Origin of the sequence: Bacillus sp. T17B1 (assembly GCF_026796395.1) — a bacterium.
GTDB classification, from domain to species: domain Bacteria; phylum Bacillota; class Bacilli; order Bacillales; family Bacillaceae; genus Bacillus; species Bacillus spizizenii_A.
This window is the reverse complement of the sequence record NZ_JALAYA010000001.1, coordinates 1-23,363: the sequence shown is the minus strand read 5'-3', so window position 1 is coordinate 23,363 and position 23,363 is coordinate 1. Positions and strand designations below refer to the sequence as shown.

The window sequence follows — 23,363 nt, the reverse complement described above, 5'->3', positions numbered from 1 at the left end:
ATGAAGAACAGTCAAAGAGGTGAATTTGCGTGATCGAATTTGTTAAAGGCACGATTGATTATGTATCTCCCCAATATATTGTGATAGAGAACGGCGGCATTGGCTATCAGATTTTCACGCCGAATCCGTTTATATATAAGGAGAGAAACCAAGAAACGATTTTTACGTACCATCATATCAGAGAGGATGCTTTTTCGCTCTACGGTTTTTCAACAAGGGAGGAGAAGGCGCTCTTTACAAAACTATTAAACGTGACCGGAATCGGTCCAAAAGGCGCACTCGCCATCTTGGGCTCAGGTGATCCGGGAGCGGTAATCCAAGCGATTGAAAATGAAGATGAAGCCTTTTTGGTCAAGTTTCCTGGTGTAGGAAAGAAAACCGCGCGCCAGATTATTCTTGACTTAAAAGGAAAACTCGCTGATGTAGTGCCTGAAATGATTGAAAATCTGTTTAATCATGAAGAAAGGCTTGAAAAACAAACAGCAGAAACAGCTCTCGAAGAAGCGCTAGAGGCCCTCAGGGTTCTCGGATATGCTGAAAAAGAAATCAAAAAGGTGCTTCCTCACTTAAAAGAAGATACTGGACTCACAACAGACCAGTATGTGAAAAAAGCATTACAAAAACTATTGAAGTAAGGTGATGTTCATGGATGAACGGCTCGTCTCAAGTGAAGCAGACAACCATGAATCAGTGATAGAGCAAAGCCTGAGGCCGCAAAATTTGGCGCAGTACATCGGGCAGCATAAGGTGAAAGAAAATTTGCGTGTGTTTATAGATGCGGCAAAAATGAGACAGGAGACGCTCGATCATGTTCTTCTGTACGGGCCGCCCGGACTCGGGAAAACAACGCTTGCTTCCATCGTTGCCAATGAAATGGGAGTGGAATTACGTACGACATCTGGGCCTGCGATTGAAAGACCTGGTGATTTGGCTGCCATATTAACGGCGCTGGAGCCGGGAGATGTATTATTTATCGATGAAATACATAGGCTTCATAGATCGATTGAAGAGGTGCTATATCCTGCGATGGAAGACTTTTGTCTGGATATTGTGATCGGCAAAGGTCCTTCTGCCCGCTCGGTCCGGCTCGATCTTCCGCCTTTTACGCTGGTAGGCGCAACGACAAGGGTAGGGCTTTTGACGGCGCCGTTAAGAGATCGATTCGGTGTAATGTCTCGACTTGAGTACTATACGCAAGAAGAGCTGGCGAACATTGTCACAAGAACTGCTGATGTATTCGAAGTTGAAATTGATAAACCGTCTGCTCTCGAAATCGCCAGGCGATCGAGAGGGACGCCCCGCGTAGCGAACCGCCTGCTGAGAAGGGTTCGGGATTTCGCTCAGGTACTGGGTGACAGCCGGATCACGGAAGAGATTTCGCAGGATGCGCTGGAACGGCTGCAGGTTGACCGTCTCGGTTTGGATCATATTGATCACAAGCTGCTGATGGGCATGATCGAAAAATTTAACGGCGGCCCGGTGGGTCTTGATACCATTTCAGCCACGATCGGCGAAGAATCGCATACGATTGAAGACGTGTACGAACCGTACCTCCTGCAAATCGGATTTATCCAAAGAACGCCGCGGGGAAGGATCGTGACACCGGCCGTTTATCATCATTTCCAAATGGAGGCTCCCCGATATGACTGAATTCCCTAAGATGATTATGATTCTTGGAGCTGTTTTGCTTCTCATCGGAGCAGTATTGCATTTTGTCGGCAAGATGCCGGGAGATATTTTTGTGAAAAAAGGAAATGTCACGTTTTTCTTCCCGGTTGTCACTTGTATCATCATAAGTGTGGTATTATCAATTTTGCTTAATCTTTTCGGCAGAATGAAATAACAAAAGACTAGAATAAAGGTGAAATGTCATGAAAGTCGATTTATTTGATTTTGAATTACCGGATCGTTTAATTGCACAAGTGCCGTTGGAGCAGCGTGATGCTTCAAGGCTGATGGTGCTTGATAAACATACAGGAGAGCTGGCTGACAGCTCGTTTAAACACATTATCAGCTTCTTTAAAGAAGGAGATTGTCTTGTGCTGAACAATACCCGTGTGCTGCCTGCTCGGTTATTCGGCACAAAAGAGGATACCGGCGCAAAAGTGGAACTGCTTTTGCTGAAACAGGAAGCTGGTGACAGGTGGGAAACACTTGCCAAACCGGCGAAACGTGTAAAAAAAGGAACCGTTGTGACATTTGGAGACGGAAGGTTGAAGGCTGTCTGCACGGAAGAGCTTGAGCATGGCGGCAGAAAAATGGAATTCCAGTATGACGGCATTTTCTACGAAGTGCTGGAATCCCTGGGAGAAATGCCGCTCCCGCCATATATTAAGGAACAGCTTGATGACAGAGAGCGCTACCAGACCGTGTATTCAAAAGAAATCGGCTCTGCGGCCGCGCCTACTGCAGGCCTTCACTTCACGGAAGAAATCTTGCAGCAATTGAAAGACAAAGGTGTGCAAATTGAGTTCATCACTCTGCACGTAGGCCTTGGAACGTTTCGCCCTGTGAGCGCCGATGATGTTGAAGAGCATAATATGCATGCGGAGTTTTATCAAATGTCAGAAGAAACGGCTGCAGCCTTAAACAAAGTGAGAGAAAAGGGCGGCCGGATCATTTCCGTCGGCACGACATCGACACGCACGCTTGAAACGATTGCCGGGGAACATGACGGTCAATTTAAAGCTTCAAGCGGCTGGACATCTATTTTTATTTATCCAGGCTATGAATTTAAAGGCATTGACGGAATGATTACAAACTTCCATTTGCCGAAATCGTCATTGATTATGCTGGTGAGCGCGCTTGCTGGAAGAGAAAACGTTCTGCGCGCTTATAACCATGCGGTGGAAGAGGAATACCGTTTCTTCAGCTTCGGAGACGCGATGCTGATTTTATAATTTAAGAACAGGAGGCCTCATCAAAAGTGGCTGAACAACCAATACGCTATGAATTTATAAAAGAATGCAAACAAACAGGAGCGCGGCTGGGCAAAGTGCATACCCCACACGGCTCCTTTGAAACACCAGTTTTTATGCCGGTCGGCACACTGGCGACAGTGAAAACGATGTCACCTGAAGAGCTGAAAGCAATGGATGCAGGCATCATTTTAAGCAACACTTATCACCTATGGCTCCGCCCGGGCCAAGATATTGTGAAAGAAGCGGGCGGGCTCCATAAATTTATGAACTGGGACCGCGCGATTTTAACAGATTCAGGCGGTTTTCAGGTCTTTTCTCTAAGCAAGTTTCGTAATATAGAGGAAGAGGGTGTTCATTTCCGCAATCACTTAAATGGAGACAAGCTGTTTTTATCTCCGGAAAAAGCGATGGAGATCCAAAACGCACTCGGCTCTGATATTATGATGGCGTTTGACGAGTGCCCGCCATATCCGGCAGAGTACGATTATATGAAGCGGTCAGTAGAACGGACAAGCCGCTGGGCGGAACGCTGCCTGAATGCCCACAACCGTCAGGATGAACAAGGGCTGTTTGGCATTGTACAAGGCGGAGAATATGAAGATCTGCGCACGCAAAGCGCGAAGGACTTGATTTCTCTTGATTTCCCGGGATATGCTATAGGCGGATTATCTGTCGGTGAACCGAAGGATGTCATGAACCGTGTGCTCGAGTTTACAACACCGCTTTTGCCGAAGGATAAACCGAGATACCTGATGGGAGTTGGTTCTCCGGACGCGCTGATCGACGGAGCGATCCGCGGGGTCGACATGTTTGACTGTGTGCTGCCGACTCGGATTGCAAGAAACGGCACTGTGTTTACAGCTGAAGGCCGTCTCAATATGAAAAATGCGAAATTTGAAAGAGACTTCCGTCCGATTGATGAAGAGTGCGGTTGCTATACATGTAAAAATTACACTCGCGCGTATATCAGACACTTGATCCGCTGTAATGAAACATTTGGCCTTCGATTAACAACTTACCATAACCTTCATTTTCTGTTACACTTAATGGAGCAGGTAAGACAGGCTATTCGCGAGGATCGTCTGGGTGATTTCCGAGAAGAGTTCTTTGAGCGTTACGGCTACAACAAGCCAAATGCGAAAAGCTTCTAAAATAAAAATGAAAAACAAGCTTACAGAAAGGGGTGAAAATCATGACAGGCACTTTAGGTACATTGGTTCCTATTATTTTAATGTTTGCGGTCCTTTACTTCTTGCTGATTCGTCCTCAGCAAAAACAGCAAAAGGCAGTACGCCGAATGCAAGAGGAACTGAAAAAAGGCGATTCAGTAGTGACAATCGGGGGATTGCACGGTACTGTTGACTCTATCGACGAGAGCAAAGTCGTCATTAAGACTGGTGAAAACACACGTCTTACGTTCGACCGCCGCGCGATCAGAGAAGTTTCTGCTGCTGAATAACAGCAGGAGCTATACATAGCAAGCAAAAAAGAGCGGGTGAGTGAGCCCGCTCTTTTTTTGTATCTTTTTTTCGTACCCTTGAAGTTTAGGAAGGCTGAGTGCCGGAGCACACCGAATGTTGAAATTCGTGAGTACCGGAAACGTTAGCCTGACAACGAATGTGAAAGTTGTCGACATGCTGAAAGAGCGGGGAATCCCGATTTTTTTATGTGGAAGACCTGTTTCCCCTTATGTTCACGCCGAAAATCCCGCCCAGCATGCACACCCCTAAAAATCCAAGATGGAAGAGCAGCTGTTCCGCTGTAAATGTCTTTCCGAACCCTAAATACTGAAACAATAAAATAATCAGAGAAAAGCTTAAGGCAGTCAATGCCCCGATCATCCAGCCTCTTTCCTTCCCTTTACCGCCAGAAATGAACCCGCCGATGAACAAAGAAAGAAATGAGATGGCGGTGATCAGCCAGTTAAATGATGACTCTTCCAGCGAGGTTGCCGTCAGTAACAGTGAAACGGCTAAACTCGTCAGGAGCATGGCTGAGAAAATAGCGATTAAGCCGTAGAGAATGCCTTTTCCAACTTGTTTCGTTTCCTCCATGAATGTCTCCTCTCTGCCTGTATTAAAAGGCTTCTGTTCTTTTTGAACAAAGCCGCCAGACATGCTGATGGCTCGTCTTTGTAAAAATGTATTCCCCTATCCCGTGAATTAGACGTAAAAGCTTTATGAAATACAATCGGTTTTCTTACATAAATTATTCGTTTTGTTGCAACCTATAATGAGTTGGAGGTGCATGATGGAAGAGCTTCTCACTATTACGTTTCGCACAGTCATATTGTATTTTGTGATATTGGTCATTTTTCGTTTTATGGGCAAACGGGAGATCGGGGAGCTTAGCATTTTAGATCTCGTTGTCTTTATCATGATGGCTGAAATTGCCGTTTTAGCTATAGAAAACGTAGATGATCATCTATTTCATACCATTTTGCCAATGCTTGTATTAATGATCATCCAAGTAACTTTGGCATACTTTTCTTTAAAAAACCGAAAGGTCCGCCAGCTTCTTGACGGAAAGCCGACCATTATTATTAAATATGGGGAAATTGACGAAGATGCTATGAAATCACAGCGTTATAATTTCGATGATTTATTGGTTCAGCTCAGGGAAAATAATATCGACAGAGTAGCTGATGTATCATTTGCCATTTTAGAGCCGTCAGGCAAACTGACCGTTGTAAAGAAAGAAAACAGCGGAGAACAGCGGCAGCTCGAAATGCCGCTCATTATAGACGGCTCTATTCAAACAGAAAACCTGTCCAGAATTGACAAAGACAAACAGTGGCTGCTTGAAAAACTAAGAAAACACGGATATGCAAATCCTTCAGGTATTTCATTTTGCTCGTTTACTGACGGTGAGTTATTTATAGATGAAAAAGATGGGCACCGCACGTGACCTTTATTATCGGACGATTAAACGTCCGATAATAGGAATACGGCGAAGCTCATCTTTTTTAATTAAACGGAAAGTGAGCAGGAGGATGATATAGATGGCAGCACTTATCGCAATCCATCCGGCGACATTCACAGCCTCGGACGATCCAAAGCTTACATATTGTTTGATGGCGGAGCTGATGAATCCGCAAATTACAATAACAGCGAAGCTGAGCGCGTACTCCTTGATTTTGATACTGATCGGCAGTACCTTGCTTACGGTTGCCGCGTGCAAAAGCGTGACGAGAACCATGCCTGTCACAATGGCTAATGCCGCGCCCATAATACCGAGAGACGGCCTGGTGGCAAGGACGAAAATAAGACCGGTTTTGACAAGCGCTCCGATTAAGCTGTTCATCATCGCAGCCCCTGCTAAATTAAGCGCCTGCAGCACAGCTTGAAGAGGGCCCTGAAAATAATAAAGCAGAAAAAACGGGGCCATCACTTTTATAAATACAGCTGCGCCTGAGGAACCGTACATCACCCTCATCAGCTCATCCGCAAATACAAATAATATGACAACTGAAATGCCTCCGCTGAGCAGACATAGACGCATGGCCTGTTCCAAGCGGTATTCCACCACCTGCAATTTTTTCTGCTCCATTCCTTCACTGATCGCAGGAACAAGCGCGGTCGATAAAGAATATGTAATAAAGCTGGGCAGAGTGAGCAGGGTCATGGCAAAGCCGGTCAGCTCCCCGTATTGCTTGGTAGCGGCAACTGTCGCCACACCGGCGATGGCAAGGCTTTGAGCGACGACAATCGGCTCAAAAAACCAAGAGAGATTGCCGATAAAGCGGCTCCCGGTCGTTGGAAGGGACACGCTCATTAATTGAGAAAATGTTTGTTTTCCGTTTTTAATCGACTGGAAAAAGTGCTTTCTGATTTTAATTGTCTTTTTATATTTAAAACAAACAAATAAATACAGAAGTGACGCCAGCTCCCCTGCGACTGAGGATAGCATTGCCCCCGCTGCGGCGTATTCAATTCCGTAAGGGAGAAAAATCGTCGTACAGACAGCGACGAGTGAAATGCGGATGACTTGTTCAAGGACTTGGGACACGGCAAGCGGGTTCATATTCTGTTTTCCTTGAAAGTATCCTCTAAGCACACTTGATATGGCGATAATCGGCACAACCGGCGTAATGGCCAGGAGCGGATAAAGTGTTCTTTTATCTGTCAGCATCGTTTCAGCCATAACCGGGGCGAAAAATAGAAACAGTGGTGTGAAAATCAGGCTGAGGACTCCTGTGATGGTCAGAGACATGACTAAAATATTTTTAGTTTTTTGATGGTCTCCGCGCGCGCTGGCTTCAGCGACAAGCTTGCTGATCGCGACCGGCAGACCGAATTGAGTTAATGTAGTGGCCAAGAAGAAGGTAGGCGCCGCCATCATGTAAAGCCCGACTCCTTCTTCACCGATAAAACGGGCGATAACCACCCGGTTGACAAACCCGAGCATTCTTGTAACCATTCCTGCTGCGATAAGAATAAGAGTGCCCCTTAAAAACGTCTGTTTCGCCATTTTTACCCCCTGCCTTCTCAAACTACCTGTAATCATATACAATAAAGATATGCGTATATATCGTCCAAGCATGACAAGTCTTCTTGAAAAACAATGAAAAAGGAGCGTGGAATTCATGGAGAAGCATCCTGCTGATCTATATAAAGACCACGTCAGGCCGTTTCTTTACAGCAAACTGGAAGAGTTTCAGATTCTCGGGTATGATGATGTTGAACTCGAAAGTTTGTGGTCATACTTAACAGGTAAAAAGTGGAAAAAGAAAACGGAACTGCACATTTATGAAATGACAAGCGATATTCTATCAGTAAAAATTGGCGAATTTATGAACTATGCAACTGTTGAGTCATTTAAAACGTCTAATTGGCTGGGCAGTGAAGAAGGCCAGGAAGCATTGGAAGAACTGCTGAGATAGCAGATTGATTCGTACAGGTTTAAGGGAGGATATACATAATGAAAAAAGGACGCTTGATTGCGTTTTTCCTTATCGTTTTATTGATTGGCACAGGCTTGGGCTACTTTACGAAGCCTGCCGCGAACAATATTACGTTAGGATTGGATTTGCAAGGCGGATTTGAGGTGCTGTATGATGTACAGCCCGTAAAAAAAGGTGACAAAATCACAAAAGACGTTCTGGTCAGCACGGTAGAGGCGTTGAACCGCAGGGCCAATGTTCTCGGTGTCAGCGAACCGAACATCCAAATTGAAGGAAATGACCGGATTCGCGTTCAGCTCGCTGGGGTGACAAACCAAAACAGAGCGCGTGAAATCTTAGCCACTGAAGCGCAGCTTTCTTTTAGAGATACAAATGATAAGGAATTGCTGAATGGCTCTGACCTCGTCGAAAACGGGGCTAAACAAACATATGACGCCAAAACAAATGAACCGATTGTCAGCATTAAATTGAAGGATGCTGATAAATTCGGCGATGTGACCAAAAAGGTCATGAAAATGGCGCCAAATAACCAGCTTGTCATTTGGATGGATTACGAAAAAGGTGACTCCTTCAAAAAAGAAGTTCAAAAAGAACATCCTAAATATGTATCAGCTCCAAATGTAAGTCAGGAATTGAACACAACAGACGTGACAATTGAAGGACAGTTTACTGTTCAAGAAGCAAAAGATTTAGCCAGCATTTTAAACGCCGGCGCGCTTCCTGTGAAACTGACTGAAAAATATTCAACATCAGTAGGTGCACAATTCGGCCAGCAGGCGCTCCAGGAGACGGTGTTTGCCGGGATTGTCGGTATCGCAATTATTTTCTTATTTATGCTTTTCTATTACCGCCTGCCGGGATTTATTGCGATCATTACGCTATCGGTTTATATCTATATTACACTCCAGGTCTTTGACTGGATGAATGCTGTGCTCACGCTTCCGGGAATTGCCGCGCTCATTTTAGGTGTCGGGATGGCAGTCGACGCCAATATCATCACCTATGAGCGGATTAAAGAAGAGCTCAAGCTAGGAAAGTCAGTCCGCTCTGCCTTCCGTTCAGGAAACAGACGGTCATTCGCGACGATTCTTGATGCGAATGTTACAACGATTATTGCGGCCGTTGTGCTCTTCATCTTTGGGACAAGCTCTGTAAAAGGGTTTGCGACGATGTTGATTCTGTCAATTTTGACAAGCTTTATCACTGCTGTTTTCTTATCAAGATTTCTCCTTGGTCTCCTTGTGGAAAGCAGCTGGCTTGATCGGAAAAAAGGCTGGTTCGGCGTCAACAAGAAGCACATTATGAATATTCAGGATACAGATGAAAATACAGAGCCGCATACGCCGTTCCAAAAATGGGATTTTACGAGAAAACGCAAATATTTCTTTATCATCTCAAGTGCAATCACAATTGCCGGAATTATTATTCTGCTTGTGTTTAAGTTGAATCTGGGCATTGACTTTGCGAGCGGTGCACGGATTGAAGTCCAAAGTGAACATAAGCTGACAACAGAGCAGGTGGAGAAAGATTTTGAATCACTTGGCATGGACCCTGACACCATTGTTCTGTCAGGCGAAAAGAAAAATATCGGTGTTGCCCGTTTTGTTGGAGTGCCAGATAAAGAGACGATTGCCAAAGTAAAAACGCACTTTAAAGACAAATACGGGACAGAGCCAAATGTCAGCACAGTTTCACCGACAGTCGGTAAAGAGCTGGCGAGAAATGCTCTGTACGCACTTGCTATAGCTTCTATTGGAATCATTATTTACGTTTCGATACGGTTCGAATATAAAATGGCGATAGCCGCGATAGCTTCACTGCTTTATGACGCATTCTTTATTGTCACGGTTTTCAGTATTGCAAGGCTGGAGGTAGATGTTACGTTCATCGCTGCTATACTGACGATTATCGGATATTCGATTAACGATACAATCGTTACATTTGACAGGATTCGCGAGCATATGAAGAAGCGTAAGCCGAAAACATTTGCCGACCTCAACCATATTGTAAACCTGAGTCTGCAGCAAACCTTTACACGTTCAATTAACACTGTATTAACTGTCGTGATTGTTGTAGTGACACTGCTCATCTTTGGAGCATCTTCGATTACAAACTTCTCAGTCGCTTTATTGGTCGGACTGTTAACAGGCGTTTATTCCTCTCTCTACATTGCCGCACAAATTTGGCTTGTATGGAAAGGAAAAGAACTGAAAAAAGATTCGGTGCAATAAAAAATTCAGGCTGTCCTTTGCAGGGCAGCCTGTTTTTTGAAGTTTCATTGAACTTAAAATAGACATTTGCTATAATGACATACGCTTACATTTACACATATAAATGGTGTTAAGCGTGTTTGTGGCTGTTTTTCAGATATGTAGGAGGGTTTATGTATGAGGATTCGCGAATCGCAGCTGCCGGGCATAGGGCATAAATTTGAGATCATTACTAGAAATCGCGATAAAATTTCAATTATCATTCATCATGACGGCCGGAAGGAGCTGTACTATTTTGATGAAAATGATCATGAAGAATGTGTTGCTTCCGTGCAGTTTGATGATGCTGAAGCGAGGCAGATTTCTGCAATTCTCGGCGGAATGGCATATAAACCGAAAGTATTAGAAAGGGTCGAGGCAGCCCTTGATGATTTAATCATAGAGTGGTGTAAAGCAGAGACAGGTGCGCCTGCTATCCATCATACAATTGGTGATTTGGATGCGAGGCAGGAGTACCATGTGACTGTCATCGCGATTATTAAGAAAAATCAGGATAAACAACTAAACCCAGGATCTGAAACAGTCATTGATGAAGGTGATACACTAGTGATGTCCGGTGATGGAAACGGATTGAAGAGACTGATCAGGGAAAAATTAACTGCGAAAGAGGTTTGATCAAGAGCGTCAAGTCATGTTTAAAATCAGTTCTGACAGGGAAAGTTACCTCAGGTAAATAAACTTTGGGGGATAGAGAATGAATAAACAATGGACAATCATTTTCGCACTTATTTTTACCTTAATTGTCGCTATTTTTGCAGTCATTAATGTTAGATCCGTAGAAGTTGATTACCTGTTTGGCAGATCGGAGTGGCCGCTCATTCTTGTCATTTTAGGCTCGGTTTTAATGGGTGCGCTGATCGTATTTTCTGCCGGCATTTTTCAGGTGATGAGATTAAAGCGGGAAATAAAAGCGTTGCGGAAAGAAAACAAAACAACACAAGAGACGATACATAAACAAGAAGATACACTGTATCCTGAACAGAACGACATAAAGGATGCATCAACCGGACTTGAGAAAAAAGACTAGTTTTTGAATAATATTTGAAACCCCTCAGCCTGCTCTAGTATAATAGGGTGGTTGAGGGGTGAATTTATGTTAGCGTCAAAAATGCGATGGGAAATCCAGCGACCAGATCAGGATAAGGTCAAATCACTCACAGAACAATTGCATATAACACCTCTTGTTGCGTCCCTGCTTGTAAAAAGAGGCTTTGATACGGCAGAAAGCGCAAGGCTGTTTTTACATACAAAGGATGCCGATTTTTATGATCCTTTCGAAATGAAAGGCATGAAAGAAGCGGCAGATCGTATAAAACAGGCGATATCACAACAAGAACAGATTATGATATATGGCGATTATGACGCCGATGGAGTTACCAGTACGTCAGTGATGCTTCACACACTGCAAAAGCTGTCGGCTCAAGTTGATTTTTATATACCTGACCGCTTTAAAGAAGGATATGGCCCTAATGAACAGGCATTTCGTTCGATTAAAGAGCGGGGCTACTCTCTGATTATTACAGTTGATACAGGAATTGCCGCTGTGCATGAAGCGAAGGTAGCAAAGGAACTCGGGCTGGATGTCATTATTACCGATCACCATGAGCCGGGACCGGAGCTTCCGGATGTCCATGCGATCGTCCACCCGAAGCAGCCAGGCTGCACCTACCCGTTTAAAGAACTTGCCGGGGTCGGGGTCGCGTTTAAGCTCGCCCACGCTTTATTGGGCGAACTCCCGGATGAACTGCTTGACCTGGCGGCAATCGGCACTATTGCCGATCTTGTCCCGTTGCATGGCGAAAACAGATTAATTGCAACACTAGGACTTGAAAGGCTTCGTCGGACGAATCGACTGGGCTTAAAAGAGCTGGTCAAGCTGTCAGGCGGAGGCATCGGAGAAGCGAACGAAGAAACTGTCGGGTTCCAAATAGCACCAAGGCTGAATGCCGTCGGACGAATCGAACAGGCGGATCCCGCTGTTCATTTGCTCATGTCAGAGGATTCGTTTGAAGCGGAAGAGCTTGCCGCTGAAATTGACCAGCTGAACAAAGAGCGCCAAAAAATGGTTAGTAAAATGACGGATGAAGCGATTGAAATGGTTGAACAGCAAGGTCTCGATCAAACTGCTATTGTTGTGGCCAAATCCGGGTGGAATCCAGGAGTCGTGGGGATTGTGGCTTCAAAGCTTGTGGACCGTTTCTACCGTCCGGCCATTGTGCTTGGCATTGATGAAGAAAAAGGGATTGCTAAAGGCTCGGCCCGAAGCATCAGAGGCTTTAACTTATTCGAGAGCCTTTCAGAATGCAGAGATATTCTTCCACATTTCGGCGGCCACCCAATGGCTGCGGGAATGACGCTGAATGCCGAAGATGTGCCGGATTTGCGACACAGGCTGAATGAAATAGCAGACAACACGCTTACGGAAGAGGATTTTATTCCCGTACAGGAAGTCGATCTTGTCTGCGGTGTCGGGGACATTACGGTTGAAAGCATCACAGAAATGAACCTGCTGTCCCCATTTGGCATGCTGAACCCGAAACCGCACGTCCTCGTAGAAAACGCTGTGCTGGAAGATGTCCGCAAGATCGGCGCTAATAAAAATCATGTGAAAATGACGGTCAGAAACGAGTCGTCTCAGCTTGATTGCGTTGGTTTTAATAAAGGTGAGCTAGAAGAAGGCATCGTCCCGGGTTCAAGAATATCAATTGTCGGTGAGATGTCTATCAACGAATGGAACAATAGAAAAAAACCGCAGTTAATGATTAAGGATGCCGCTGTTTCTGAATGGCAGCTGTTTGATTTAAGGGGAAAACGGATGTGGGAAGACACAGTTTCCGTCCTTCCATCTGCTAAACGGGCCATTGTCTCTTTCAAAGAAGACTCAACAACACTTCTTCAGACTGAAGACCTTCGCCGTGAAGTGCACGTCATCAGCTCTGAGGATCAAGCGAAGGCGTTTGACCTTGATGGTGCATATATTGTATTGCTGGATCCGCCGCCTTCGTTGGACATGCTCGCACGTTTGCTGGAAGGCAAGCAGCCTGAGCGGATATATTTCATTTTTCTCAATCAAGAGGACCACTTTTTATCAACGTTTCCCGCAAGAGACCACTTTAAATGGTATTATGCGTTTTTGCTGAAAAGAGGCGCTTTTGACGTAAAAAAACATGGTTCAGATCTTGCGAGACATAAAGGCTGGTCTGTTGAAACAATCAATTTCATGACAAAGGTGTTTTTTGATCTAGGTTTTGTTAAAATAGAGAATGGTGTGCTGTCTGTGGTTAGTGGAGTAAAGAAACGCGACTTAACGGACTCACAAACATATCAGGCAAAACAGCAGCTGATGGAATTGGATCAAAAGCTGAATTATTCTTCTGCTGAAGAGCTGAAGGAATGGCTGAATAAGCTGATGAAACAAGATTCAGAGGCTTATGAAAGTACGAGGAGGACATAAAACAGATGGATTTAAAACAATACGTAACAATTGTACCGGATTACCCGAAAGAGGGCGTGCAATTTAAAGATATTACGACACTGATGGATAAAGGCGACGTATACCGCTATGCCACAGACCAAATTGTTGAATATGCGAAAGAAAAGCAAATTGATTTGGTCGTCGGCCCTGAAGCGCGCGGCTTTATTATCGGCTGTCCCGTTGCTTACGCGCTTGGCGTAGGTTTTGCGCCGGTCCGCAAAGAAGGCAAATTGCCTCGTGAAGTGATCAAAGTGGACTACGGTTTGGAATACGGAAAAGACGTATTAACGATCCACAAAGATGCGATTAAACCGGGTCAGCGTGTGCTTATCACAGATGACTTGCTTGCGACAGGCGGCACAATTGAAGCAACAATCAAACTTGTTGAAGAGCTTGGCGGCGTTGTTGCTGGTATCGCTTTCTTAATCGAGCTTTCTTACCTTGACGGCAGAAAGAAACTTGAAGATTATGACATATTAACATTGATGAAATACTAAAGATAATCGCATACCGAAAAAAGCACTCCATGTCAGGGTGCTTTTTTCCTATTGTTTTGCAATTATTTTATATAATATTTGGCTATTTGAACTTCTGCTCTTTACATCTTTCGGTTTTTTCTTGATAATAAACTACAATACAGTTTACATTCTAAAAAAGGTGATTCCATGGCGAACGAACAAGTATTGACTGCCGAGCAAGTTATAGATAAAGCGCGCAGCTATCTATCTGATGAGCATATCGCATTTGTCGAAAAAGCATATCTTTACGCTGAAGATGCTCATCGCGAGCAATACCGCAAATCGGGCGAGCCATATATTATTCATCCGATTCAGGTTGCGGGAATTCTCGTTGATCTTGAAATGGACCCTTCCACAATCGCGGGAGGATTTCTGCACGATGTCGTGGAAGATACAGATGTGACGCTCGATGACCTGAAAGAAGCATTTTCCGAAGAAGTGGCAATGCTTGTGGACGGCGTAACGAAGCTCGGTAAAATTAAATATAAATCTCAAGAGGAACAGCAGGCGGAAAATCATCGCAAAATGTTTGTCGCTATGGCTCAAGATATCCGGGTCATACTGATTAAGCTGGCGGATCGTCTCCACAATATGCGGACGCTGAAACATCTGCCTCAGGAAAAACAGCGGAGAATTTCTAATGAAACACTGGAGATTTTTGCACCATTGGCGCATCGTCTCGGGATTTCAAAAATTAAGTGGGAATTGGAAGATACGGCGCTCCGTTATTTGAATCCTCAGCAATATTACAGAATTGTCAACCTCATGAAGAAGAAACGCGCAGAACGTGAGCTTTATGTCGATGAGGTTGTCAATGAAGTGAAGAAACGTGTCGAAGAAGTGAACATCAAGGCTGACTTCTCGGGACGTCCGAAACATATTTACAGCATCTATCGAAAAATGGTGCTCCAAAATAAACAATTCAACGAAATTTACGATTTGCTGGCTGTCCGCATTCTTGTGAATAGCATAAAGGACTGCTACGCGGTGCTCGGCATCATTCACACATGCTGGAAGCCGATGCCCGGCAGATTCAAAGATTATATCGCAATGCCGAAGCCGAATATGTATCAATCGCTTCATACAACGGTTATCGGGCCTAAAGGCGATCCGCTGGAAGTGCAGATCCGCACCTTTGAAATGCATGAAATTGCGGAATACGGAGTTGCGGCTCACTGGGCTTATAAAGAAGGGAAAGCGGCCAATGAAGGCGTAACCTTTGAGAAAAAGCTTTCTTGGTTCCGTGAAATTTTAGAATTCCAGAATGAATCAACAGATGCAGAAGAATTTATGGAATCGCTCAAAATCGATTTGTTTTCTGACATGGTATATGTTTTTACGCCGAAAGGAGATGTAATCGAGCTTCCATCCGGTTCTGTTCCGATTGATTTTTCTTACCGGATTCACTCGGAAATCGGCAATAAAACAATTGGTGCCAAAGTAAACGGAAAAATGGTAACGCTGGACCATAAGCTTCGGACAGGTGATATCGTTGAAATTCTCACTTCTAAGCATTCCTACGGTCCGAGCCAGGATTGGGTGAAGCTTGCCCAAACATCCCAGGCGAAGCATAAGATCCGTCAATTCTTTAAGAAACAGCGGCGCGAAGAAAATGTCGAAAAAGGCCGTGAACTGGTTGAAAAAGAAATTAAAAATTTGGATTTTGAAGTGAAGGATGTCTTAACGCCGGAAAATATCCAGAAGGTTGCTGACAAGTTTAATTTCTCAAATGAAGAGGATATGTACGCAGCGGTCGGCTACAACGGCATTACAGCCTTACAGGTGGCAAACCGCCTGACAGAAAAAGAGAGAAAGCAGCGTGATCAGGAAGAACAGGAAAAGATCGTTCAAGACGTCAATGCGGAATCTAAACCATACCCGCAGGGCAGAAAACGCGAAGCGGGCGTTCGTGTCAAGGGTATCGACAATCTTCTTGTCCGTTTATCAAAATGCTGCAATCCTGTACCAGGTGACGATATTGTCGGATTTATCACAAAAGGCAGAGGGGTTTCGGTCCATCGTGAAGACTGTCCGAATGTCAAAACGAATGAAGCCCAAGAGCGGCTGATCCCGGTAGAGTGGGAACATGAGTCACAGGTTCAAAAGCGCAAGGAATACAATGTTGAGATAGAGATTCTTGGATATGACCGCCGCGGATTGCTGAACGAGGTGCTTCAGGCAGTAAATGAAACGAAAACAAATATTTCATCTGTCTCTGGCAAATCGGATCGCAATAAAGTGGCAACCATTCATATGGCGATTTTTATTCAGAACATTAATCACTTGCACAAAGTTGTCGAGCGTATTAAACAGATTAGAGATATTTATTCTGTACGCCGCGTCATGAACTAAAGGGGTTAGAAAATGAAATTAGTTGTTCAGCGAGTAACAGAAGCAAGCGTTACAGTGGATGATGAGGTCGTCGGCCAAATTGGACAAGGCATCATGGTGCTGGTCGGCATCACTCACGATGATACAGAAGAGGATGCAGCCTATTTAGCCGATAAAGTTGTTCATCTTCGTATTTTTGATGACAGTGAAGGAAAAATGAATCTGTCTCTTTTAGATATCGGAGGAGAGATTTTATCTGTTTCACAGTTTACGCTTTATGGAGATACGAAGAAGGGGCGCCGGCCGAACTATATGAACGCTGCCAAGCCTGATAAAGCTTTAGGTCTTTATGAAAAATGGAACGATCTGCTCCGCGAAAAAGGAATCAAAGTTGAGACCGGAACGTTTGGAGCGATGATGGATGTTCAGCTTACAAACTCTGGACCCGTCACGCTCATTATGGATTCAAAATAAAAAAGCTGCCAAAAGGCAGCTTTTTTTATTGGAAATATTTCTCTAATCCGCTTTCAATCCCGTCTGTAACTTTTTCTTGGTATGAATTGCTATGTACAATGGCTTCTTCCTGCGGATGGCTTACATATCCCAGCTCATACAGCATAGCGGGCTGTCTATTTTCCCGAAGCACATAATAATCTCCGAATAATACGCCGCGGTCAGGAATGGAAGAACGCTTCGCCACTTCAGAGTGTACATCTGATGCCAGTTCCTCATCTTTGGCAGGACTGTAGTAGTAAGCAGTGCTGCCTCTCGTGGAAGTATCCGCATAGCTGTCATAGTGAATGCTGATGAATGCGTCAGCGTTGCGATAGTGAGACGTAGAGACACGTGACTGTAGGCTGACAAAGGTATCATCCTGGCGTGTTACATAGACATCGGCTCCAGCTAATCTGAGCTTGCTGGCGAGCAGTTTTGCCGTTTTGATCGTCAGGTTTTTCTCGAATTTACCAGAATAGCCGATCGTTCCGCTGTCTTTTCCTCCGTGTCCCGGGTCAACAATAATCGTTTTATTGTTCAGAGAACCGTTTCCGGATGGGGAGTCAGAGACAGGGGGTTCACCTGCTTCTTCCGCGCTTTTAGACGTTTGGACCACCCAATTAGCTACATAACCAGTCTGCCCGTTATCAAGCTTAATCTCATACCAGCTGCCCTTTGAACCTGTAATAGTAAACGAATCGCCTTTGGCAGCACGTTCTACGATCGAAGCTGATGTAGATGCATCACTTCTTACATTCGTTCCTCCGTATACAATATAGGCTTTTTTAGCGGGGGGTGAACTGCCTGCATTAGCCGAACTTTCAGCTGGATCAGAACTAGTTAAAAGGTAATGACTTGCAACCCAGCCTTTCAGCCCGTTCACCTCGATGTGAGCCCAGCCGTTTTTCTCGTTGAGAATTGTAAGCTTCGTTCCACGATCAAGCTTCGTTATAATCGCTGCGTCATGTGAGGCGGAGGCCCTAACATGTAGTGAAGATACACCGACCGTGCCCGTTGAAGCACCGGAAGATTCAGTTTGAGCACTCTTGGAAGACGCTGAACTGCTGCGGCCTGATGTAATATATTCAGATGACACCCATCCGGTAGTATTTTGATAGGATATCTTAATCCAGCCCGAATCTTTATCAATGACAGACGCTTGGCTGCCTTGCGGGAATTTGCCGATGACTTCGTATGAAGTGCCCGGTCCGGTTCTCATCCGCAGATCGGGGTCTGTTGATGTCACAATATCACTGCTTTCCGAAGAGCTTGTACTGGCTTGGTCTTCCTTTGTAATAAGCCAGGAGACCACCCATCCTTTTTCTCCGGAACCAAGTTGTATCTGCACCCAGTCTCCATCTTCCTTTAAAATCGGATAGCGCTCTCCTTTTTTCGCTTCCGCTGTAATCCCGTAGCTAAGCCCCGGACCGCTTCTGACGTTCATTTCATCTGTTGCGATGACCGCTTCTCCTTGAGCGGCTGTAACGGAGGAAAGTGGCGGGAAAAGCGCCCCCGCGAAAATAATAGATACAATAAGAACAAAGTATTTCTTGCTCATTGTGTCCTCCTTTCTCATGATCATTAAAAAAGCATTCTTGCTTATTATCGTATTGTCCTTTCTGATTTTTAAATAAAAATAAAATGATTTGTTTATACTAGGCATAAATACAATCAAAAAGGTGTGCAAATCATGAAATATCATCCAAAAATGGGACGTGCATTTCACGACGGTGAAGCAAATCTGCATTACAGCGATCATGCAGATCCCGAAACGACCGGTTATCTTACTGAAACAGCATCTGAATTTGGTCTTATGTCCAAAGAAGCAGCGATGAGGAAAAACAACCGGAATAAAGCTTGACAGAGAACTCCAATCCCATTATTATAATAGAAATTGAGTACATAGCAAATGATGAAAGATTTGAACCAATAATGGAGAAGAGTAGGTCAGATTGCATGGCTAGAGAGGAACCGCCCCAGGCTGAAAGCGGATCCCATTGCGTCTTTCTCGAAACAACACTCCGGAGGTTTCCTGCTGAACGCGTTAATCCCGTCATTAGGCAGTGAACGTGAACCTGCGTTAAAGGATCGAGCGGGAATATGAACATATTCCAACTAGGGTGGCACCACGGGTATAACTCTCGTCCCTACTATACATGTATAGTAGGGACGAGAGTTTTTTTCATTTTCATCATTACGATCATTGTATATAAGGAATACATAAGGAGGTCTACATATGGGATATAGCATTCCAAGAGGGACACAGGATATTCTGCCTGGAGAATCAGATCGCTGGCAGTTTGTTGAACAAATTATGAGAGACACTTGCCGCACTTATCAATATAAAGAAATTCGCACACCGATTTTTGAGCATACAGAACTGTTTGCCAGAGGCGTCGGAGAATCGACGGATATCGTGCAAAAAGAAATGTATACCTTTCAGGACCGAAAAGGCAGAAGCCTGACGCTTCGTCCGGAAGGAACAGCAGCGGCGGTTCGCGCTTTTAATGAAAACAAGCTATTCGCAAACCCTGTCCAGCCGACAAAGCTTTATTATGTCGGGCCAATGTTCCGTTATGAACGTCCCCAGACGGGCCGCTACCGCCAGTTTTATCAGTTTGGAATTGAAGCGATAGGCTCGAAAGATCCTGCAATTGATGCCGAAGTCATGGCGCTTGCGATGAGTATTTATCAAAAAGCAGGCTTGCAAAACGTTAAGCTTGTCATAAACAGCCTAGGCGACCAAGAAAGCCGCAAAAGCTACAGAGAAGCGCTCGTTAAACATTTTGAGCCTCGCATTGAAGAGTTTTGTTCAGACTGCCAGTCACGGTTGCACACAAACCCGCTCAGAATCTTGGACTGCAAAAAAGACCGTGATCATGAGCTGATGAAAACGGCACCTTCGATTCTGACATATTTAAATGAAGAATCAGCCGCTTATTTTGAGAAAGTGAAACAATACTTAAACGATCTTGGCATTTCGTATGAAATTGACCCTAACCTTGTGAGAGGGCTGGATTATTACAACCATACCGCATTTGAAATTATGAGCAATGCGGAGGGCTTTGGCGCGATTACGACACTTGCCGGCGGCGGACGCTACGACGGACTTGTCGAACAGATCGGCGGACCTGAAGCGCCGGGCATCGGATTTGCGATGAGCATTGAACGCCTGCTTGCCGCAATTGATGCTGAAAAAAGAGAGCTGCCTGTTGATCAGGGAATCGACTGCTATATCGTCACACTCGGCGAAAAGGCCAAGGATTATTCTGTTTCATTGGTGTACAAACTGAGAGAAGCAGGCATTTCCAGCGAAATCGATTATGAAAATAAGAAAATGAAAGGCCAGTTTAAAACAGCTGACCGCCTGAATGCCAGATTTATTGCGATTTTGGGTGAAGATGAGCTTGCCCAAAATAAAATCAATGTTAAGGATGCACAGACGGGCGAACAGATTGAAGTGGCACTTGATGAATTTATACATGTGATGAAGGCAAACCAAAAGGGATAAGGAGTGGAATGTATTGTTTGGAAGAACATATTATTGCGGTGATATAACTGAAAAAGCAATCGGTGAATCTGTAACGCTAAAAGGCTGGGTCCAAAAAAGACGGGATCTCGGCGGATTGATTTTTATTGACTTGCGTGACCGTACAGGAATTGTTCAAGTCGTGTTTAACCCTGATGTGTCAAAAGAAGCGCTTGCTATTGCGGAAGGCATCAGAAACGAATACGTGCTTGATATTCAAGGAAAAGTGGTGGCGCGTGAAGAGGGCACAGTCAATACGAATTTGAAAACAGGCGCGATTGAAATTCACGCTGATGAAGTGACCGTATTAAGTGCTGCAAAGACACCTCCGTTTGCGATTTCTGATCAAGCTGAAGACGTATCAGAGGACGTCCGTTTAAAACACCGTTACTTAGATTTGCGCAGACCGGCTATGTTTCAAACGATGCAGATGCGACATAACGTGACGAAAGCTGTCCGCAGCTTTTTAGATGATAACGGGTTTCTTGATATTGAAACACCGATATTAACAAAAAGCACACCTGAGGGCGCACGTGACTACTTAGTGCCGAGCCGTGTGCACGAAGGTGAATTCTATGCGCTGCCTCAGTCTCCGCAGCTATTTAAACAGCTTCTGATGGTATCCGGCATTGAACGGTATTATCAGATTGCCCGCTGTTTCCGCGATGAAGACTTGCGTGCAGACCGCCAGCCTGAGTTTACGCAAATCGATATTGAAATGTCCTTTATGAGCCAGGAAGACATTATGTCATTGGCTGAGGATATGATGGCAAAGATTATGCGTGAAACAAAAGGTGTGGAACTCAAGCTTCCTCTTCCTCGTATGACGTATGACGAGGCGATGAACAATTATGGTTCGGATAAACCGGATACGCGTTTTGATATGCTTTTGACAGATGTATCCGACATTGTGAAGGACACAGAATTTAAAGTATTCTCATCAGCTGTGGCAAACGGCGGTGTGGTAAAAGCCATCAATGTAAAAGGTGGAGCTGGCGATTACTCCAGAAAAGACATCGACGCTCTTGGCGCTTTTGCAGCTAACTACGGGGCGAAAGGGCTTGCCTGGGTAAAGGTTGAGGCAGACGGAGTGAAAGGCCCGATCGCCAAATTCTTTGATGAAGAAAAGCAGTCTAAGCTGATTGAAGCACTTGATGCTGCTGAAGGTGATTTGCTGCTGTTTGGAGCGGATAAATTCGAAGTTGTAGCCGCATCACTCGGCGCCCTGCGCTTAAAGCTTGGGAAAGAACGAGGGCTGATTGACGAAAGCCTGTTCAATTTCTTATGGGTTATCGACTGGCCGCTCTTAGAGCATGACCAGGAGGAAGGCCGTTTTTACGCAGCCCATCATCCGTTCACAATGCCTGTCCGTGAAGACCTTGAGTTGATTGAAACAGCGCCTGAGGACATGAAAGCACAAGCTTATGATCTCGTCTTAAACGGCTATGAGCTTGGCGGCGGTTCGATCCGTATTTTCGAAAAGGATATCCAGGAAAAAATGTTTACGCTTCTCGGCTTCTCACAAGAAGAAGCAGCTGAGCAGTTCGGATTCTTACTGGAGGCATTTGAATACGGCGCTCCTCCGCACGGCGGAATCGCGCTCGGCTTAGACCGTCTCGTCATGCTTCTCGCAGGACGTACGAACCTAAGAGATACGATCGCATTCCCGAAAACTGCAAGCGCAAGCTGCCTGATGACAGAAGCGCCAGGGGAAGTAAGCGACGCCCAGCTTGATGAGCTTCATCTTTCAATCAAGAATAAAGTTAAAAATTGAATGAGCAGTTCGATTCTTGAAAATCAAAATCGTCTGTGATATGATTTTGACAAGTTAAATAAAGTCCTGATGTGTTAGTTGTACACCTAGTTTTGACCGAACATTTTTTTGATTTGGGAGCCCGCATTTTTAAATGGCGTACATGCCTCTTTTCATTCGGTAAAGAGGACTTACAAGATTTAAAAGAGGGCACCCACCTGCTGAGAGCGGGTTCAAAACAAAGGAAAGCTGCAACGGCACTATTGGGACTTTATTTTTTGTGCGCAGAAAAAACGGCTGCTCATGGATCAGCCATTTTTATAGATGAAACCAGAATACGAATGTGGAGTGAGGTTCTTGTTACACCAGTTTTCACGCAATGAATTAGCTATCGGAAAAGAAGGCCTTGAAACGCTGAAAAACAGCACGGTTGCTGTGCTTGGGGTCGGCGGAGTAGGATCGTTCGCAGCGGAGGCTCTCGCGCGGTCAGGCGTCGGCCGCATTCTGCTTGTCGACAAAGATGATGTGGACATTACAAATGTAAACCGTCAGCTTCATGCGCTTCTTTCAACAGTCGGACAGCCCAAAGTTGATTTAATGAAAGCGCGGATCGCAGACATTAACCCTGAGTGTGAAGTGATCGCGTTAAAAATGTTCTATACGGAAGAAACGTATGAGCAATTTTTTGAATATAATCTTGACTATGTCATTGATGCGTCAGACACTATCCATTACAAAATTCATTTAATGAAAGAATGCTTAAAACGGGATATTCCGCTCATTTCCAGCATGGGTGCCGCAAATAAAACGGACCCGACACGCTTCCAAATCGCTGATATTTCAAAAACGCACACCGATCCAATTGCGAAGGTCGTCCGTACGAGATTACGAAAAGAGGGCATCAAAAAGGGCGTTCAAGTGATTTTCTCTGACGAAAGCCCGATTGTCATTCGGGAAGACGTCAGAAAAGAAGTGGGGAATGACGAAGCGAAAATCCGAAAAGCAAAAATGCCGCCATCCTCTAATGCTTTTGTACCGTCAGTGGCAGGCTTGATTATGGGCGGACATGTTGTCATGGATCTTTTGAAAGACATTGAAATCAAACGCGTGAAGGACAAATAACGCATAAAAACAGCCTTGATTTATAGGGACTGACCCCCGTTTTTGA

The 23,363-nt window shown here is 44.8% G+C and carries 22 protein-coding genes, 1 other RNA gene and 1 other annotated feature; of the genes, 20 read left to right on the top strand and 3 right to left on the bottom strand.

The window, feature by feature from the left end; translation table 11 throughout:
* Positions 1 to 29 precede the first annotated feature (29 nt).
* From ruvA to yajC, 6 genes are read left to right on the top strand one after another with little or no spacing between them, the layout of a single operon-like run.
* Positions 30 to 635 carry a Holliday junction branch migration protein RuvA gene (gene ruvA / locus MOF34_RS00115; RefSeq protein ID WP_003222665.1) on the top strand — a complete coding sequence of 202 codons (606 nt, stop codon included), beginning with the start codon at positions 30 to 32 and terminating at the stop codon, positions 633 to 635.
* Between the two features lie 10 nt (positions 636 to 645).
* The gene (ruvB, locus tag MOF34_RS00110; RefSeq protein WP_019715233.1) at positions 646 to 1,650 is read left to right on the top strand and encodes a Holliday junction branch migration DNA helicase RuvB; all 1,005 of its coding nucleotides are present in this window, start codon (positions 646 to 648) and stop codon (positions 1,648 to 1,650) included.
* Positions 1,643 to 1,843, top strand: a complete 201-nt coding sequence (locus MOF34_RS00105; protein ID WP_019715232.1) for a DUF2905 domain-containing protein — start codon at positions 1,643 to 1,645, stop codon at positions 1,841 to 1,843. The genes ruvB and MOF34_RS00105 overlap by 8 nt, the downstream gene beginning before the upstream one ends.
* Positions 1,844 to 1,871: 28 nt before the next feature.
* Positions 1,872 to 2,900 carry a tRNA preQ1(34) S-adenosylmethionine ribosyltransferase-isomerase QueA gene (gene queA / locus MOF34_RS00100; protein ID WP_019715231.1) on the top strand — a complete coding sequence of 343 codons (1,029 nt, stop codon included), beginning with the start codon at positions 1,872 to 1,874 and terminating at the stop codon, positions 2,898 to 2,900.
* 26 nt (positions 2,901 to 2,926) lie between these two features.
* On the top strand, positions 2,927 to 4,072 hold the full coding sequence (gene tgt, locus MOF34_RS00095; RefSeq protein ID WP_019715230.1) for a tRNA guanosine(34) transglycosylase Tgt: 1,146 nt from the start codon (positions 2,927 to 2,929) through the stop codon (positions 4,070 to 4,072).
* 41 nt (positions 4,073 to 4,113) lie between these two features.
* Positions 4,114 to 4,380 carry a preprotein translocase subunit YajC gene (yajC, locus tag MOF34_RS00090; RefSeq protein WP_003222677.1) on the top strand — a complete coding sequence of 89 codons (267 nt, stop codon included), beginning with the start codon at positions 4,114 to 4,116 and terminating at the stop codon, positions 4,378 to 4,380.
* A 205-nt stretch (positions 4,381 to 4,585) separates the two neighbouring features.
* Here the strand turns inward: yajC and MOF34_RS00085 are convergent, their stop codons facing one another.
* A complete protein-coding gene (locus tag MOF34_RS00085; RefSeq protein ID WP_032728255.1) occupies positions 4,586 to 4,975 on the bottom strand; it encodes a TIGR04086 family membrane protein in 390 nt (129 codons plus the stop codon).
* Positions 4,976 to 5,171: 196 nt separating this feature from the next.
* On the opposite strand from MOF34_RS00085, the gene MOF34_RS00080 reads away from it, so the two are divergent.
* Positions 5,172 to 5,828 (top strand): DUF421 domain-containing protein, encoded by a 657-nt coding sequence (locus MOF34_RS00080; RefSeq protein ID WP_019715228.1) that lies wholly within the window; start codon positions 5,172 to 5,174, stop codon positions 5,826 to 5,828.
* Between the two features lie 6 nt (positions 5,829 to 5,834).
* Here the strand turns inward: MOF34_RS00080 and spoVB are convergent, their stop codons facing one another.
* Complete coding sequence (gene spoVB, locus MOF34_RS00075) at positions 5,835 to 7,391, bottom strand: stage V sporulation protein B (RefSeq protein ID WP_268397796.1); 1,557 nt, start codon at positions 7,389 to 7,391, stop codon at positions 5,835 to 5,837.
* Between the two features lie 115 nt (positions 7,392 to 7,506).
* Here spoVB and comN point away from each other — a divergent pair, with 115 nt between their 5' ends.
* The 8 genes from comN to dtd all read left to right on the top strand — a co-directional run bounded on the left by comN (position 7,507) and on the right by dtd (position 16,892).
* The gene (gene comN / locus MOF34_RS00070) at positions 7,507 to 7,803 is read left to right on the top strand and encodes a post-transcriptional regulator ComN (RefSeq protein WP_268397795.1); all 297 of its coding nucleotides are present in this window, start codon (positions 7,507 to 7,509) and stop codon (positions 7,801 to 7,803) included.
* 38 nt (positions 7,804 to 7,841) lie between these two features.
* Positions 7,842 to 10,055, top strand: a complete 2,214-nt coding sequence (gene secDF, locus MOF34_RS00065; RefSeq protein WP_268397794.1) for a protein translocase subunit SecDF — start codon at positions 7,842 to 7,844, stop codon at positions 10,053 to 10,055.
* A gap of 156 nt (positions 10,056 to 10,211) precedes the next feature.
* On the top strand, positions 10,212 to 10,709 hold the full coding sequence (locus MOF34_RS00060; protein ID WP_019715225.1) for a cation:proton antiporter regulatory subunit: 498 nt from the start codon (positions 10,212 to 10,214) through the stop codon (positions 10,707 to 10,709).
* A 79-nt stretch (positions 10,710 to 10,788) separates the two neighbouring features.
* Positions 10,789 to 11,121 (top strand): LapA family protein, encoded by a 333-nt coding sequence (locus MOF34_RS00055; protein ID WP_019715224.1) that lies wholly within the window; start codon positions 10,789 to 10,791, stop codon positions 11,119 to 11,121.
* Positions 11,122 to 11,187: 66 nt separating this feature from the next.
* Positions 11,188 to 13,548 (top strand): single-stranded-DNA-specific exonuclease RecJ, encoded by a 2,361-nt coding sequence (recJ, locus tag MOF34_RS00050; RefSeq protein ID WP_268397791.1) that lies wholly within the window; start codon positions 11,188 to 11,190, stop codon positions 13,546 to 13,548.
* Between the two features lie 5 nt (positions 13,549 to 13,553).
* Complete coding sequence (locus tag MOF34_RS00045; protein ID WP_019715222.1) at positions 13,554 to 14,066, top strand: adenine phosphoribosyltransferase; 513 nt, start codon at positions 13,554 to 13,556, stop codon at positions 14,064 to 14,066.
* A gap of 168 nt (positions 14,067 to 14,234) precedes the next feature.
* A complete protein-coding gene (gene relA / locus MOF34_RS00040; RefSeq protein WP_019715221.1) occupies positions 14,235 to 16,439 on the top strand; it encodes a GTP diphosphokinase in 2,205 nt (734 codons plus the stop codon).
* A gap of 12 nt (positions 16,440 to 16,451) precedes the next feature.
* On the top strand, positions 16,452 to 16,892 hold the full coding sequence (gene dtd, locus MOF34_RS00035; protein WP_019715220.1) for a D-aminoacyl-tRNA deacylase: 441 nt from the start codon (positions 16,452 to 16,454) through the stop codon (positions 16,890 to 16,892).
* 25 nt (positions 16,893 to 16,917) lie between these two features.
* On the opposite strand, the gene MOF34_RS00030 is transcribed toward dtd, so the two are convergent.
* The gene (locus MOF34_RS00030) at positions 16,918 to 18,471 is read right to left on the bottom strand and encodes an SH3 domain-containing protein (protein ID WP_268397789.1); all 1,554 of its coding nucleotides are present in this window, start codon (positions 18,469 to 18,471) and stop codon (positions 16,918 to 16,920) included.
* 132 nt (positions 18,472 to 18,603) lie between these two features.
* Here MOF34_RS00030 and MOF34_RS00025 point away from each other — a divergent pair, with 132 nt between their 5' ends.
* The 5 genes from MOF34_RS00025 to MOF34_RS00005 all read left to right on the top strand — a co-directional run bounded on the left by MOF34_RS00025 (position 18,604) and on the right by MOF34_RS00005 (position 23,317).
* The gene (locus MOF34_RS00025) at positions 18,604 to 18,774 is read left to right on the top strand and encodes a YrzK family protein (RefSeq protein WP_003222701.1); all 171 of its coding nucleotides are present in this window, start codon (positions 18,604 to 18,606) and stop codon (positions 18,772 to 18,774) included.
* A gap of 59 nt (positions 18,775 to 18,833) precedes the next feature.
* Positions 18,834 to 19,065, top strand: a binding site (T-box leader).
* 84 nt (positions 19,066 to 19,149) lie between these two features.
* Positions 19,150 to 20,424 carry a histidine--tRNA ligase gene (gene hisS, locus MOF34_RS00020; protein WP_003222705.1) on the top strand — a complete coding sequence of 425 codons (1,275 nt, stop codon included), beginning with the start codon at positions 19,150 to 19,152 and terminating at the stop codon, positions 20,422 to 20,424.
* Positions 20,425 to 20,437: 13 nt separating this feature from the next.
* Positions 20,438 to 22,216 carry an aspartate--tRNA ligase gene (gene aspS, locus MOF34_RS00015; RefSeq protein WP_019715218.1) on the top strand — a complete coding sequence of 593 codons (1,779 nt, stop codon included), beginning with the start codon at positions 20,438 to 20,440 and terminating at the stop codon, positions 22,214 to 22,216.
* 60 nt (positions 22,217 to 22,276) lie between these two features.
* Positions 22,277 to 22,469: non-coding RNA, 6S RNA (gene ssrS, locus MOF34_RS00010), on the top strand.
* Positions 22,470 to 22,552: 83 nt separating this feature from the next.
* A complete protein-coding gene (locus tag MOF34_RS00005) occupies positions 22,553 to 23,317 on the top strand; it encodes a tRNA threonylcarbamoyladenosine dehydratase (RefSeq protein ID WP_003237491.1) in 765 nt (254 codons plus the stop codon).
* Positions 23,318 to 23,363: the final 46 nt, after the last annotated feature.

What these genes read in the sequence shown, in the direction of transcription:
- MOF34_RS00060 (WP_019715225.1), top strand. Translation starts at nt 10,212, where the DNA reads ATGAGGATTCGCGAATCGCAGCTGCCGGGCATAGGGCATAAATTTGAG.
- comN (WP_268397795.1), top strand. Translation starts at nt 7,507, where the DNA reads ATGGAGAAGCATCCTGCTGATCTATATAAAGACCACGTCAGGCCGTTT.
- MOF34_RS00045 (WP_019715222.1), top strand. Translation starts at nt 13,554, where the DNA reads ATGGATTTAAAACAATACGTAACAATTGTACCGGATTACCCGAAAGAG.
- spoVB (WP_268397796.1), bottom strand. Translation starts at nt 7,391, where the DNA reads ATGGCGAAACAGACGTTTTTAAGGGGCACTCTTATTCTTATCGCAGCA.
- hisS (WP_003222705.1), top strand. Translation starts at nt 19,150, where the DNA reads ATGGGATATAGCATTCCAAGAGGGACACAGGATATTCTGCCTGGAGAA.
- MOF34_RS00025 (WP_003222701.1), top strand. Translation starts at nt 18,604, where the DNA reads ATGAAATATCATCCAAAAATGGGACGTGCATTTCACGACGGTGAAGCA.
- MOF34_RS00080 (WP_019715228.1), top strand. Translation starts at nt 5,172, where the DNA reads ATGGAAGAGCTTCTCACTATTACGTTTCGCACAGTCATATTGTATTTT.
- relA (WP_019715221.1), top strand. Translation starts at nt 14,235, where the DNA reads ATGGCGAACGAACAAGTATTGACTGCCGAGCAAGTTATAGATAAAGCG.
- MOF34_RS00105 (WP_019715232.1), top strand. Translation starts at nt 1,643, where the DNA reads ATGACTGAATTCCCTAAGATGATTATGATTCTTGGAGCTGTTTTGCTT.
- secDF (WP_268397794.1), top strand. Translation starts at nt 7,842, where the DNA reads ATGAAAAAAGGACGCTTGATTGCGTTTTTCCTTATCGTTTTATTGATT.
- MOF34_RS00030 (WP_268397789.1), bottom strand. Translation starts at nt 18,471, where the DNA reads ATGAGCAAGAAATACTTTGTTCTTATTGTATCTATTATTTTCGCGGGG.
- MOF34_RS00055 (WP_019715224.1), top strand. Translation starts at nt 10,789, where the DNA reads ATGAATAAACAATGGACAATCATTTTCGCACTTATTTTTACCTTAATT.
- dtd (WP_019715220.1), top strand. Translation starts at nt 16,452, where the DNA reads ATGAAATTAGTTGTTCAGCGAGTAACAGAAGCAAGCGTTACAGTGGAT.
- yajC (WP_003222677.1), top strand. Translation starts at nt 4,114, where the DNA reads ATGACAGGCACTTTAGGTACATTGGTTCCTATTATTTTAATGTTTGCG.
- queA (WP_019715231.1), top strand. Translation starts at nt 1,872, where the DNA reads ATGAAAGTCGATTTATTTGATTTTGAATTACCGGATCGTTTAATTGCA.
- recJ (WP_268397791.1), top strand. Translation starts at nt 11,188, where the DNA reads ATGTTAGCGTCAAAAATGCGATGGGAAATCCAGCGACCAGATCAGGAT.
- MOF34_RS00085 (WP_032728255.1), bottom strand. Translation starts at nt 4,975, where the DNA reads ATGGAGGAAACGAAACAAGTTGGAAAAGGCATTCTCTACGGCTTAATC.
- ruvB (WP_019715233.1), top strand. Translation starts at nt 646, where the DNA reads ATGGATGAACGGCTCGTCTCAAGTGAAGCAGACAACCATGAATCAGTG.